A 14,277-nucleotide genomic window follows, 5' to 3' on the forward strand; every position below is an offset into this window, starting at 1 on the left:
TGATATTATTAGAATAAACCCCAGGAGAAGAAGTAAACACTTACCACCACAAATCCCGCTACAGCCACCCAGGAGAAAGCTTTTTCCCTGCCACTTATATGCTGTCTTTTCAATATCAGTACAATGGCCGAAACCAGCGCCCCCAATACTACCAGGTAAGGCATTGTAAAGAGATAGGCAAACCGCTCAGGTAATCCTAAAACCAGGATATAGAAATTCCTCGCTGCCACCGTGTTGATAGCATTTGTAAGGCCAATGAAGGTGAACAGTACCAGTATAGCTGTGATAGCTATTGCCAGCCGAACAGACAACACGCCACTGCTTTTTTTCGGGCGGATCAGGAAGATAATCAGCCTGACGATCAGATATACCAGCGATAACACCAGCACAAGTACAATGGGTAACCAGCTGCTCCACACCGGCTGGTTCAACAGCATCGCCAATTTGTAAATACCTCCATTGATCCTGATATGGGTAGCAAAGGACAACGGTTCCTGCTTGCTGACCACCGGCAATACTATAGTATTGTTCAAAAAGGCTACAATCATATCGGTACCTGCTTTCGAAGATCCGGGCGCATGTCCCTGATCAGGTATCACCACGGCCTTACTACCAGGGATCACCTTTTCCAGTACCTTTCCATTGGCCGGCGGTGTCACAGGATCAAACTGACCAGAGAGGATCAGCGTCGGAACATTCGTAGATAAATGTAATGGTGCCCCCAGTGTATCAGCGATCACTGTACTATCATGTGTGCCCCATTTATCACAGATATAATAATCTCCTTTGTAAAAAGGTAGTCCATCAGCCACCAATCCCTTGTACCTGGCAGCATCCGACTTGTATTCAGATAAAGAATTGACAGGTAAAGTTTCGTTACAAAGCACACAATAATAAGTGCCATAATCCAGATTCAATCTTCCCTTCATAGATGTAACAAGGGCCGTTACCAAATTCTTATTCCTCTGATTGAACTGTTGTATCAGCGCCGGCAATACCTCAATAAATTTCCTGTCATATAATCCCTGCTGAACGGCTACCATAAAGTCCTGCGCATTCAGCGTGAATTTTCCTCCCGGAACAATATTACTGGGAACCTGCACTGTAATAGGATCCTTCTGCAAGGCATCGATCGTACTATAGAAAAGGCTTGAAATATCTCCATACTCCTTCCTGCATTGTTCATCCTGACCAGCACGTTCAAAGAGTAAACCCAGTGAGCGCATATAATTGCTGGTGTTATTATCATATAAGCCAGCATATGGCAGCACCGGAGAATCAAGGATCAGGCGTTCAATATCGGAAGGGAAATCTCTCAGGTATTCAAATCCCATACGGGTGCCGTAGGATACCCCATATACACTCCAGGATGTATAGCCAAGTGCTGCTTTTAATGCATGGAGATCCTGCGCTACACTGGTGCTATTATATGCACTCACGTCGATATGTTTTTTAAGCAGCTCATCCCTGCAAGCCAGCGTTACTTTCACACGATCCTCCACTTCTCTATTGTTGTCATCATCATCGGCCAGGATTCCCATGTAAGACTTGCTCAGATCAGGGCATAACTGTGGCTGGGAGAATCCTGTACCTCTGGGGTCCATCAATACAATATCTTTGTCTTCCCGCAATGGATGATTGAGCCATCGTTTCATTCCCTTCAGGGCGTTTCCACCGGGGCCCCCGGGAAGAAACACCACCGCTCCCCTGGCTTGTTTGTTCCGGCTTTTTATGATGACCACGGCCAGACTGATCTTATTCCCCTGCGGGTTTTTCCAGTTTTCGGGAACAGTTAAATGCCCCCATTGAATTTCCTTATCCTGGATATCCATTCCAGAGTAGTTAGAGGATTTTTCCAGTGTAAATGGCTGTTCATTTAATGACTGTCCCTTTACAAGCGATAGCTGTAGGAACAGCATGAACAGTAAGCAGGCAAAATGCAGTTTTCTTGTTTTCATGGTATCAGAAATGAAATTCAATGTTTAGGTTATCAGGCTTCATGGACTTTTCAATGTCTAATGCAATGTCCTGTTCCATAATAGCTTTATCCGGTGTAGCTACTAATCCCTGTAGCAATCTTTGATATCGCTCCATAATGAGCAGAATTGTTGGGGCTTCATAAATACCTGTATCGTAAATTGTTTCAAAGGCAATCACATCCCCCTTATCAAAGAAATTGAGGGCAAGTGGTAGTCTGCTCCGCGTATATGATACGGGGTGCTCTTCCAGAGAAAATCCATCAAATGCATGGATGTGCCCCAGGTCGATGCCCGGATCCTGAAAGGCCACCATCATATCAAAAGGCATATGTTGTATGTGCAGGGCTTTCATTATTTCACTCAGGGGAAAATCATGGTGCTGTAATGCATGCAATACCTGCTCCCTGGCTTTCATACAAACATCTTCAAAAGTGACAGCTTTGTTATATTTTCCCCTCAGGACCACCGTGTTTGCAAACATGCCTAACAGCTCCTGCAGCTCCGGATGTGATCTCCCTCCTACCGGCATCCCTATACAGACATCCTGTTGGCTGGTGAGACGGAAGACCAGCGCCTGTACTGAAGCCAGGAGAAATTGATTGATAGTAATCCCCATCCGGTTGGCCAGCCGTCGGATGGCAGATGTATGCTCATCATTAAGATCGAAGCGTAGCAAACCACCTTTATAAGAAGGTGTATCCCCATCCCACTCAAATGTCTGAACAGGCTGAAAATCTCCCAGCTGTTGGATCCAGTAATCCCTGCTCATATGCAGTGCCTCTTCCTCCAACTGCTGACGAATCCAGACAGCATAGTCTTTATATTGTATGCGTACCGGTGATAAAAGGGGAGCTTTGCCCTGCAGTTGACTATTATATACTTCCGCCACTTCCCTGATCAAAATGCCGAAGCCGGGTCCATCCATGATCAGGTGATGTGTCAGGAAGATCAGTTGCTGTATTCCATTATTATCAACCAGCCAACCTTTCAGCAATAGCTCATTTTCAATATCAAATGCAGTTGCTAATGCTGCATCTGATTGTTGTAGACGAAAATGATATTTATCAGGTGCCTGCACTACCTGCACAGGCATGCCCTGCAGCTCCCTGAAATTGCTCCGAAGCACTTCATGCCGCTGGATGACGAGCGTAAAAGCAGTCTCCAGTACCTGTATATTAATAGCCCCTGTCATATCAAATACAGCACTCATATTATAAGCCACATTCGATGCCTCCTGCTGACTAGCCAGCCAGATCATATGCTGGGCAGGGGTGATTGGGTACACGGCTTGCTGAGGTGCCAGCGGAATAAGGGGATACTGATCTTTGCGTGCACTGGCAATAATAGCCGCCTGTGCCCGTATATTGGAATGGTCAAAAATATCCCTGATAGCAATGGGCACGCTGAAATGCTGACGGATAGTATTTACTAATTGAGCTGCCTTAATAGAATGTCCTCCCAACGAAAAGAAATCACTCCTCACATCCGTAACGGCTACCTGTAAATTCTCTTCCCATAACCGGGCTAAATCCTTCTCAACAGGAGTGGTCGGCGGTATTACATCCCCACGATGGCTGATGAAAGCTGTAATATCCCGCTGCGATAAACTTGTCCGATCTACTTTTTTATTTGGTGTCAGGGGAAGCTCACTTACCGGCACTACGACTCCCGGGATCATATAATCCGGTAAAGTAGCTCTCAGGTGCGCTATTAAATGCGCAGGAATGCCTGCAGCCGCCTTTACAAAAGCAATCAGGAAAGCGCCCTGATCATCCGTTTTTTTAGCCACCACACAGGCTTCATCTACTTCCTCGAGCAGCATGATCGTTTTCTCAATCTCGCCCAGCTCAATCCGAAAACCTCTGATTTTCACCTGGCTGTCTTTTCTTCCTAAAAACAGGATTTCTCCCTTTTCATTCCACTGCCCTACATCTCCTGTATCATACATTCTCGCTCCGGGTTGAAATGGATCAGGAACAAAACGTGCTGCAGTCAGTGTGGGATTACGGTAATATCCATGTGCCAAACCTGCACCTCCAATATACAGGTTGCCAATAGCTCCTACAGGCAAAGGATTCATCCATCGATCCAGGACATAAAACCGGGTGTTATCAATAGGCTTACCAATATTGCGGGCATCTTCCCCACTAATCACCTGCTTCAGGGAAGACCAGATCGTTGTCTCAGTAGGGCCATACATATTCCAAAGCTCCTTACCTGCATTCAACAGCTTTTCAGCCAGTGCTACACTCAGCAAATCTCCTCCACAAAGCAGTTTTAACCTTTGGGCTCCCTGCCAGCCCGCATTGAGGAGCAGCTGATAAAAGCCAGGCGTAGCCTGCATAATAGTCGGCTGTACCTTCTCGAGCTCAGTGATAAGGTGCCCCGGATCAGACAAGACCCATTTATCTGCAATGTATACGGTGGCCCCAGTGATCAATGGAAGAAAAAACTCTAATAGAGAAATATCAAATGAATAGGTCGTAACACTAAATAAGAGATCTTCAGCATGCAGCCCTGGCTGTACCTGCATACTCCTCAAAAAGTTAAGCAGGGAGCGGTGTCCGATCTCTACTCCTTTCGGCGTACCTGTGGAGCCGGAAGTATAGATAATATAAGCCGCATGCTCAGGCCCCAACAGTTCATCTTTGTATGGCACGGTATTCCGGGCTACCTGAAGCAATGCATCTGGCGATATTCCTCCTTCCCCAATAATCACTTTTGCCTGGCTGTTCTCAATGATATGTGCCAACCTTGCCTGAGGGAATGAAGGATCCAGTGGAATATAAGGTCTTCCGGCTTTCATTATACCCAGCAGTACTATTGGCAATAGGGCTGATCTTTCCATGATCACCGCTACGGGACCTGCTTCTTCGCTTTGTAACACCCCTGCTATCCCGCCAGAAAAGTCCTGCATCTCTTTATATGAATAACTGGTATACCCGTCTTGTATGGCGATCTTATCCGGATAGGCTGTGGCATGAGCATCTATCATATCCAGTAATGTATTTGCTTCGAAAAACGACTTATCCGTCTTATTAAAGCGATACAATACCTGCTCTTCTTCTGCCGGAGATAATAAGCTGAGCGTCTTTAATTGTTTTTCCGGCGCCTGCAACACTTCATCAAACAGCATCGCTACATGCGAGATCAGCTGACGGATGGACGCTTCATTGAAATAATTCAGACTATAATCAAAATCAAACTTCACATCCCTGTGCTGATCAAACTCCCGTATATACACCGCCAGTGCTACCCTTTCGGCTTCATGCGTGAGTGGAAGTACCTGCGTAATTGTATCCTGAAATGCATCGGCATAATCATGCCGTTCATAAGACAGTGTGATATTAAACAGCCGCTCCCGCTCCTGCCGGAGGTGCAGCTCTCTGATCAGCCTTCCCAAAGGGAATCGCTGATGGCGGTAATCCTGGCGAAGCTGATCTTTAATAGCTATTGCCAGCTGGCGGAAGCTATCCTCCCAATTCAGATGCATCCTTAGCGGTGACACTCCCATAAAGAGGCCTACTGTCTTTTTATGAATGGCTTTATCCCTGTTTAAAACAGGTAAACCTATAGCAAGATCATCACAGTTGTAATATCGTCCGAAGTAAGTATATAATACACCCATGATAATATGAAAAGCAGATACGCCCCATGCTTTGGCCAGTCCATTCATTTTATCATAAGTAGCCCGGGGCACCATCCATTCCTGTCGCCTGCTTTCAGGTAGATAAGCGGCTCTGTTCAGGCGGGGAATGAATGTCTCCCCTAATGCGCGGAACCGCTCCATCCAGTACTCTTTGTCTGATACCATTGTCGGGCTTTCCTGATATATCGCATCATCGTCCACGTAGTTCCTGTATGTAAAAGGATATTCGCTCTGCACATGTCCTGTAGCAAGGATCTCATTATAGTTCTTTACCAGGCGCTGGAACATAAGGGAAGTGCCCCATCCATCCGTTATCAGGTGATGATAAACGGAAAACAGGTAATGAAAATCATCCGCTACTTTTACCAGGCAGAATGTATGCAGCATTCGACCAGCCGTCAGGTCAAAAGGCTTTTTAAATTCCCGCTGCATGTAGGTATTGGCGGCAACGTATGCATCATCAGAAAGGGAGAAATCCACAAAGCCCAGTACAGCCTCATTCTTTTCCTGTATTTGGAAAGCAGGTTCGTTATTGTCGGTCGTTATAACAATACCCCGAAAGGAGTCATGCTGTGCTATCAGGCATTCATACGCCTCCCGCATGGCATCTGGCTGAAGTGGACCACGGATCTCGATTTTAGCACCAATATTATAGATAGGCAAACCAGGATACATTAATTGCTCATAATAAATATCCTGTTGTGGTAAGGTCAGTTTCATGGGGGTCACAGGGTTTAATACGTTATAATTCCCACAGGGTTTCCGTTTCCAGCGGCTTTTCATTTACCTGTATATCCCGGACGATCTTTCCATAATCAAATTTGATCACCCGATCAGCATATTTGAAATAGGCATCATCATGTGTAACAGCTATGATCGTCTTACCCTGTTTCTTTAATTCGGGTAATAATTTCTCGTAAAAGTATTTTCTGAAATATGGGTCCTGATCTGCAGCCCATTCATCCAGCACCAGCACAGGGGCATCTTCCATCAGTGCGAAGATCATCGCCATACGTTTACTCTGGCCTTTTGAAAACTTCCTCCTGGCTGATTCCTCCCGGTCATCGGCCACTACATTATCCAGCTTCATCACTTTCAACAGCCGCTCGTATTTTTTATTCCCCTCAAGGGAATAGTTGTCATAGTTTCGGGAAAATAAATGATTATCCGTAAATATGGCGGTCATATGATTCCTGTAGTATTGGTCATCATTCCCTACTTCCTGATCATTCAGGAAGATTCGGCCGCCGGTAGGTTTATAGAGTCCTGTCAGGCAATTGATGAAAGTACTCTTCCCACTGCCATTCCCGCCAATGATGAAAATGGTTTCTCCTTTTGTGATATTGAGATCAACAGGTCCCAGGTGAAAAGTGCTATCCCCTATCCTGGACTCATAATGATAAGTAATATTTTCAAACCGTAAAGCACTGACCTCACTCAATGCAGTCAGGGGCTCATGTACAATTTCATTCAGGGGAAGGTTTTTCATTTCTTCCAGGAATGTAGCAATACGCCCGTTGGCCACAAAGGCACGGGTATAATAATTTTGTAAGCCCAAAAGTGTAGAGACAGGCCCAATAATAAACAGCAGGAGCACCACAAAGGGAATGACCTCTTTTTGTTGCAATAAATGTACTGCCGGTAATATGAAGAGGATAATGCCCATCATAAGATAAAGTCCATATTGGCTAAAGAGATTTAAGGCAAGATAGCGGTTCCCGATGCCCGTCTCCAGATCTCTCACTTCCCGCCTGTTGCGTCCCAGAAAGTGCTCAAACAGGTTATGGCTTTTTATGGTATTCATCTTAAGCTCCTTGAAGCCTTTAATAGCGTCATCCACGACTTTGAAATACGCATCATTCATGGACCGCAGGGACAAGACCCTTTGAAAGAGCCGCTTGTTGATAAAGACATACAACAGCACAAGAAAGCCAATTAGCAATATCACTACCAGCGCCGCTTTTACAGAAAGGATAAAATAATAGGTCAGGCAGATGATCAATGACATCAGCGCACTCAGCGTGGCCGACAGAAATCCCGGCATGTAGGCAAACAACCTTACATCTTCTACAATACCATAGATCCGCTCCGGACCAATGGTCTCCAATTGTTTGAGACTAGTCTGGCGAAGAGACTGAAAAATCCTGATCTCATTCTCATAGATCAAATTGAAAGTAAAGCCCACTATCTTCCGTTGGAAAAACAGGTTGAGCCCAAATGAAAGGGCTATAATGACGAAGAAGAGCTTATCCAGATCAGCTGAAATGAAAATATTTTTGCCTGTAACAATACTATTAATGATAAACAATATCCCAAAGGTGAAAAGGGAATTGGGAATGGAAATGAGGCAGAGGAAGAGGATCTGTTTCCAATCAGGTTTGAACATAAATAAAATATTACGTGTAAATGCCGTGGAGATAAAACTAAAGTGTGGTTAACAAACAGGGCGATAAATTTTATGATTTTATAACATGCAGGGCACTGTTGTCAAGGGAGCCTTTAGGAGCTGTAGAATGGATGGTCTGGGTATCCGTCTTACCACTGATCTTCAGGTCTGCAGCGTCTTTTGTAGTAATATCGAGCGTGGTCACATCTACATCCAGTGTAGCAGCGGCATTACCGCTTACCGTCACATCCAGATGCGTAGCTTTCAGCGTGTTCCCGGCATGCAATTCAGCGGCATTACCCACCTGAATTTTTTTCAGATGACGATAGCTCACATACACATTCACGGTTTCTCCATTATGGGTACCTTTGGTGGTTATCTTCAGTATGCTATCTTTCACCGCCACGATCACATCACTAGCAGGAATTCCGGCTATCTTCAGGGTTGCCTTTTCTTCATTTCCCTGTTTAATATATACTTTGGCAAGGCCACTTACTTCCAGAGAATGAAATCCGGTTAAGGGTTGTGCTGTTTGCTGGGCAAATCCCATTTTCGCAGGCAACAGCCCTGCGATGCATAACATTACAATGATAATGTTAGTTACGGTTGGTAGCTTTTTCTTTTCTTTCACTTTGGTTACTATTTTGGTTAAAACGATATACTACACTCAGTCTATACCGGGCGGCATTACTGTTAATGACCCTGTTGAAGACAAAGTTGTCTCCTTTCACTGTTACCCGGGTCTTTCTTGTATTCAATACATTGGTGGCATCAAATACAACGACACATTTATCTTTCAGGAAGCTCTTGCTCAATCCAAGATCTACATAGTAAAATGATTTGGTATGGCTTTGTGCATTGTTCTGAGGGCTGACCAGATTATACCGCCCCTGGAAAGTGAAGCCATAGATCATTTTGACACGGGTGCCTATCCTCGTATTCCAGGATACATTGGAATAGTCAAAGTTCAATCTGTTATATTCCCCCCGCTGTTCGAATCCGTATAGATTATATTCTGCGGTGAATTGAAGCCATTTTAGTGGGTCATAAGTACCAGACAGCTCTACGCCATAGCGGGTTTCCTTATCCAGGTTTACAGGCATGGTGATAAAGCTGGCGTTGTCATTCCGGGATGTATAGAAGAATATGAAGTCTTTCGTTTGCTGAAAATATATAGATGGATGAAAGGTAATCTTAGACCAGTGCTGTAAGAGGTTTAACTGCACCACATTTGAATAGGCCGGATCCATCTCCGGATTGCCGATATACTGGGAATTGAAATTCGTCAGCTCCACAAAAGGATACAATAACTGTAAAGAAGGGCGGCTGATCCGCCGGCTAAAATTTAGCTGTAAGGTAGTGCTCTCTTTCAGCAGATAGCTCACTCCCAGTGAAGGGAAAAGCTTATTATAATCTTTCCTGTTATTGTAAGTATTATCATGGTCACTAATCTCAATGTGGGTAAACTCCGCACGCAGGCCCGCCATATAGCTGAATTTGCCTGCTTTGGACTGGAACTGTGCATAGGCACTGCCGATCCTTTCATCGTAATCAAGTACATTATTGATACCCTCATAGATCAGCCATTGATCGGCGACCAGTGTCTCTGCCCTGTAATCACTGACTACAGATCTGTTCTCCAGCTTGACACCCAGGTCCAGTTTGGATTTCTCGCCTATAGGATTTGCAAAGTCGGATTGTATCAGAAAATCTTTGCTGCTGCCATCAGAGCTTGTGCGGAGTGGTGACAAATCTTTTTCTACAGGGTAGGTCTTTTTCGTATCCAGATGCCAGTCTTTGTCACTGTTCCAGAAATCATATTGCATATCCAGGGTAAGCTTCCGGTCCTTTTTCTCAAAATGGTGTGTATAATTGAACTCAAGCTGATTATAATTCCGGTTTTCCTTCGAAGTACCACTTCTGGCAAGGGTACTATCTTTCAGGTCGGTGCTGTTAGCGTCTCCATAACTATAGTCCAGCCTGTCTTTATCACTATCCCGGGTCTCATTTCTGAAAAATGCCAGTGTGACACTGTTCTTATCATTGATAAAATAGTCTCCACCCAGATAAAATACTTTCCCATCATCATGCCTTTTTTCGTGCTGTACCATGTTTAACAGGGTGGTCACACCAGTATCTGTCACTGACTGCGATGATGTGTAGTAGCCGATATAGTCAGCGTAGAGATACCCAATATTGGAAAAGAGGTTGAGTTTACCGGTTCTGTAGTTAAGGTTCACATTCACTCTTTCGTCATTCGGGTGGCCCCCAACGACCCTTACCTGTCCGGTAAATCCGGAGTCTTTACTTTTCTTCAGGACGATATTAATAATTCCGGCCGATCCTTCAGCATCGTATTGTGCGGAAGGAGTAGTGATCAGCTCTATCTTTTCAATATTATCGGCGGGGATCTGTTCCAGCGCATTATTCAGTGTAAGCCCTGAACGTTTTCCATTGACCAGCACATTGACATTGCTATTGCCGCGAATACTCACTACACCCTTTGCATCTACTGTCACTGAGGGTATATTGTCCAGTATATCTATAGCGGAGCCGCTTTGGGAAAGGATATCCTTCCCTACCAGGAAGACCTTTTTATCCAATTGCAGCATCACCTGCGATTTCTCGCCGGTAACTACATGCTCATTCAGGTCTGTGATATTTCGCTCCAGCAGCAGATTGCCCAGATGTTGCTTCGCCTTCTCAGGAGTGATCATGATATCCTTTTCAAATAAACGGTAACCAACATATTGGACCTGTAACTTGTAATGACCGGCCGGAATTTCATTTATTTCAAAATCCCCTTTCTCATTAGTAATTACTCCGGAGATGACTTTCATGGAAGTATCCCGCAGCCCAATAGAAGCATACGGCACTGGTGCCTGGGTCTTTGTGTCTAAAACTTTACCTGTAACTGCACCGGACTGCTGGGCGTACATTCTGAAACTGATCAGCAATAATAAGAGGGAAAGGGTCTTCTGCATTAAACTGGATTATTAGCTACAGCGCCAATTCAGGTGCTGTTTTATATTCTATGATCTTTTCACCAAAAAGCCGTTCTGGTTCTATTCCTTTTGCCCGGCAATATTCCAACAGCTTATTAGATTCTACAATGGGCTTGGATTCATCTGTATATTTGATAGAGCTGATATATTTCAACCAGGGCTCCATCCCCATTGCATATACAAATACATTATCCGGACTGAATACATCGATCAGGGCTTTTGACTGTTCAAAGTTACAACCAGCCAGACGTCTGGAATCATCCTTATCACGAGGCAGCTGCTCAGGCATCAAAGGACCATACAGCCATGTGAGTGGTGCGCCTTCACACTCCATACCCAGGAAAATGACATTGATATCTCCTACTACCTTGTGTATCCGCTCATATAATTTGGGTGAAATATTACAGGAATCGGCGGCGAAGAGCATGCTAAACCCATCACTGAATTTTACAAAGTGGCATAATTTACTCCTTACATCCAGATCACAGTGCTCACCAATAAATGGTAATCCTGTAATGACACAATCGTCAAATGTGATCGTTTCCATTTCGCCCAGCTCTATGATATTATTGAATCCTATTCTCTGGAACATCATCTTCAGGCTTGGGTCCTGAAGGGTACCACCATTACACCTGGGCACAACAATATTCTTTATTCTTTTCCTGATCCGTAACAAGGTCTCAAACAAAATGTGATCCTGGTGATTATGTGTTATCAATACATAGTCGATGGTTTCAGGTAGGTCCTCATAAGAATATCTTGAAATATCAGATTCATATCCGTAACTGATCAGCGGGTCTGCCAGAATCGTCGTATGCTTGGTTTCAGTCAGAATGCAGGCATGGCCAAAATATCTGGTCAACACTCCATCTCCGGAATAACGTTCGTATCTTTTTGGTTCTTCTGTGGTAAAGAAACTTTTAAACAACGCTTCTTTATCCGGCTCAATATAGAATAATTCCTTTATGTAGCCAAATTTTCCGGGCTTGTCCGCCATCTCGAAAAGCTCGTCTATCACAGTACTTCTGAATGGCATGTTCACTCTTAATATGTCATCGCCTGGCAGTTTAGGAGTGCTCAGTACAAATGAACGGGAGTCGTCATCTTTCACCAGGAAGAGATTGAAGCTCTGAAGGGATTCGTCATAAAACTCAGTTTCATACAAGAGAGATTCAAAAAACCGGAATGAAGGATTATTGTTCACGTCATAGACAAGCTCCACCAATCCCTGTAAGCGTTGAGGGATCTTTGGATATAGATCTGTCAGGGAATATCCCTTCGCTTCCTTTCTGAGCATTTCATTCAGCTGCATAATGTCATCCCTAAGGCCCAGTAAGCCGGCACATTTATCGAGGGTATTATTGATCAGCCCTTTGATCTCATCTACTCTTTTTCCATTATAGTCTATAAATGGACCGCCCAGCATCTTAGGGCTCTTTACTGCTGCCGCGTGGATCATTGGGTTCTGAACATAGGAGTTCATTATTTTAAGATGCCTGTCTTTGATATTCATGGCAGCCGTTGCAGGCGATACCAGATGGGGCCAGGCATACCAGTTATCTACAAGGGGCTCTATCGCCAGATTAGGCTTGATATAGACAAGATCTTCATTTTTGATTTCCATGATATAAAATATTTAATGATTTAAAGTATTACTGCTGCTGCAATGGTTTCCTGTTCCTGCAGTATCTCCTGCAGATCCTGAGGGGATGTATAAGGGTTCATGAGTACAGCCCTCAGCCAGACAACCCTTTCCCCACTACCTGAGGCATCGGGGATTTCGGTATAAGAGACAAAGGAGCTTCCTTTATCAAACTGCCTTTTCTGGATAATGACATTCAACCGGTTCAGCTCCTGTTGTTCCGTTTTGGATAAGGTTCCTTTCTTCACCCTGGTGCGCAACCAGGTGGGCACATAACGGTATAGCACGATGTTCAGTTCTGGTGTGTTATACAGCTCAAAACTGCCATGAGCCGCCACCAGCTCACCAAAATACCGGGCACGGTCATGATTGCTTTCCAGGATCTCGGCATATCCTTCTTTTCCGATCAGGCGCAATACGCCATGGATAATAAATGCTGAAAAGGGTCTGGAGCCTTCGATGGTATATTTCCCCAGATCGATACCGCCCTTACGGGCCTGATAATGACTGTTTATTTCAGAATATCCGGCCAGCTCAGGGCTCTTAAATAGGCAGACGCTTATACCCATAGGCAGGTAGAGCTGTTTGTGACCACATAAGGTGATCGAATCCGCCTGCGTTATGCCCTGCAGCTTATCAGCCAGCTTGTCGGAGAACATGAAAGCACCGCCAAAAGCCGCGTCAACGTGAAAATGTACATCATGTTCGGCTGCTACTTCTGCCATCATCTCCAGGGGATCAATAATGCCAGCTTCCGTGGTACCAGCAACGCCTATGAGAGCCAGCACCAGTGTGCCTGCTTTCTTATAGTTCTCCATCATCCCGCTCAGCATCCCGCGACCTTCTGCCGATTTCAGTATAGCCGGGTCAATCTTGATAAACGATTGGTAACCTAATCCCAGCAGCCGCATCGCCTTATTCATAGAATAATGGGAATGTGCTGTACCCAGGACGACTATATCCGTATACCCTTTATTGACCATACTTTTCAGCAGGCCTATATTATTAATCGATGCCGAAGGATCTTCAGGGTTGCTTAGTTTCTTTGATAAGGCATAGCTCAGTGCAGTAATGTTCGACAAGGTACCGCCACTGGTAATATTTCCCAGGCAATGATCGGGATCAGGGGTATAATACTTATAGAATTCTTCTCCCTTCTGAAAGAATATCCTGTGCAGTTCACCAATCACTTCTCTTTCAATGTGGGTGGCTATACCGGAAGTCTCCAGTTTTACGAGATTTTGGTTGAACAAGGCCATACATCCATGCAGTTCATGCATGAGTGGTGGCACCGGCCCGGTCATGTGTCCTATATACCGGGGATGGGCGACATTTACAATTTGAGGTGCCAGCTCCTGTTTTACAAAATCGATATATGCCTCTGCACTGGCTGGTGTATATCCCTGCTCAAATGGGAAAGCATCTAATAATTTTCCTTCAAACTGACAGGAGAATAGTTTGGGTATTCCAATAGCGGCTGTAGTTTTCACCGGCTAAGTATTTTAAGGTTCGGCTAATTTTGTAATATACCGGCTGTCACCTGTTTCTCCCTGAGGTCTGTGATCCAGGTGGTCATTTCTTCAGCGGGTTTGGGAAAGCCTGATCGGGATAGTGGC

Annotated in this window: 7 protein-coding genes; all 7 read right to left on the reverse strand. The window is 44.7% G+C overall.

Features of this window, described 5'->3' with window-relative positions; all coding sequences use genetic code 11:
* Positions 1-8: 8 nt before the first annotated feature.
* The 7 genes from U0033_RS11740 to U0033_RS11770 all read right to left on the reverse strand — a co-directional run bounded on the left by U0033_RS11740 (position 9) and on the right by U0033_RS11770 (position 14,151).
* On the reverse strand, positions 9-1,958 hold the full coding sequence (locus U0033_RS11740) for an alpha/beta fold hydrolase (RefSeq protein ID WP_143150729.1): 1,950 nt from the start codon (positions 1,956-1,958) through the stop codon (positions 9-11).
* A gap of 4 nt (positions 1,959-1,962) precedes the next feature.
* Positions 1,963-6,348: a non-ribosomal peptide synthetase gene (locus U0033_RS11745; protein ID WP_072361552.1), complete on the reverse strand. Its 4,386-nt coding sequence runs from the start codon at positions 6,346-6,348 to the stop codon at positions 1,963-1,965.
* Positions 6,349-6,370: 22 nt separating this feature from the next.
* Entirely contained in the window at positions 6,371-8,014 is a 1,644-nt protein-coding gene (locus U0033_RS11750; protein WP_072361470.1) for an ATP-binding cassette domain-containing protein, read from the reverse strand.
* A gap of 70 nt (positions 8,015-8,084) precedes the next feature.
* Positions 8,085-8,645 (reverse strand): GIN domain-containing protein, encoded by a 561-nt coding sequence (locus U0033_RS11755; protein WP_322518497.1) that lies wholly within the window; start codon positions 8,643-8,645, stop codon positions 8,085-8,087.
* Entirely contained in the window at positions 8,611-10,998 is a 2,388-nt protein-coding gene (locus tag U0033_RS11760) for a TonB-dependent receptor domain-containing protein (RefSeq protein WP_072361464.1), read from the reverse strand. Before U0033_RS11760 ends, U0033_RS11755 begins: the two co-directional genes overlap by 35 nt.
* Positions 10,999-11,014: 16 nt before the next feature.
* A complete protein-coding gene (locus U0033_RS11765; RefSeq protein ID WP_072361461.1) occupies positions 11,015-12,643 on the reverse strand; it encodes an MBL fold metallo-hydrolase in 1,629 nt (542 codons plus the stop codon).
* Positions 12,644-12,663: 20 nt separating this feature from the next.
* Complete coding sequence (locus U0033_RS11770; protein WP_072361459.1) at positions 12,664-14,151, reverse strand: pyridoxal-dependent decarboxylase; 1,488 nt, start codon at positions 14,149-14,151, stop codon at positions 12,664-12,666.
* Between the last annotated feature and the right edge of the window lie 126 nt (positions 14,152-14,277).

It is taken from the genome of Chitinophaga sancti (assembly GCF_034424315.1).
Taxonomy (GTDB): Bacteria; Bacteroidota; Bacteroidia; order Chitinophagales; family Chitinophagaceae; genus Chitinophaga; species Chitinophaga sancti.

Coding starts and splice junctions, on each gene's coding strand:
- U0033_RS11740 (WP_143150729.1), bottom strand. CDS start 1,958: ATGAAAACAAGAAAACTGCATTTTGCCTGCTTACTGTTCATGCTGTTC.
- U0033_RS11745 (WP_072361552.1), bottom strand. CDS start 6,348: ATGAAACTGACCTTACCACAACAGGATATTTATTATGAGCAATTAATG.
- U0033_RS11750 (WP_072361470.1), bottom strand. CDS start 8,014: ATGTTCAAACCTGATTGGAAACAGATCCTCTTCCTCTGCCTCATTTCC.
- U0033_RS11760 (WP_072361464.1), bottom strand. CDS start 10,998: ATGCAGAAGACCCTTTCCCTCTTATTATTGCTGATCAGTTTCAGAATG.
- U0033_RS11765 (WP_072361461.1), bottom strand. CDS start 12,643: ATGGAAATCAAAAATGAAGATCTTGTCTATATCAAGCCTAATCTGGCG.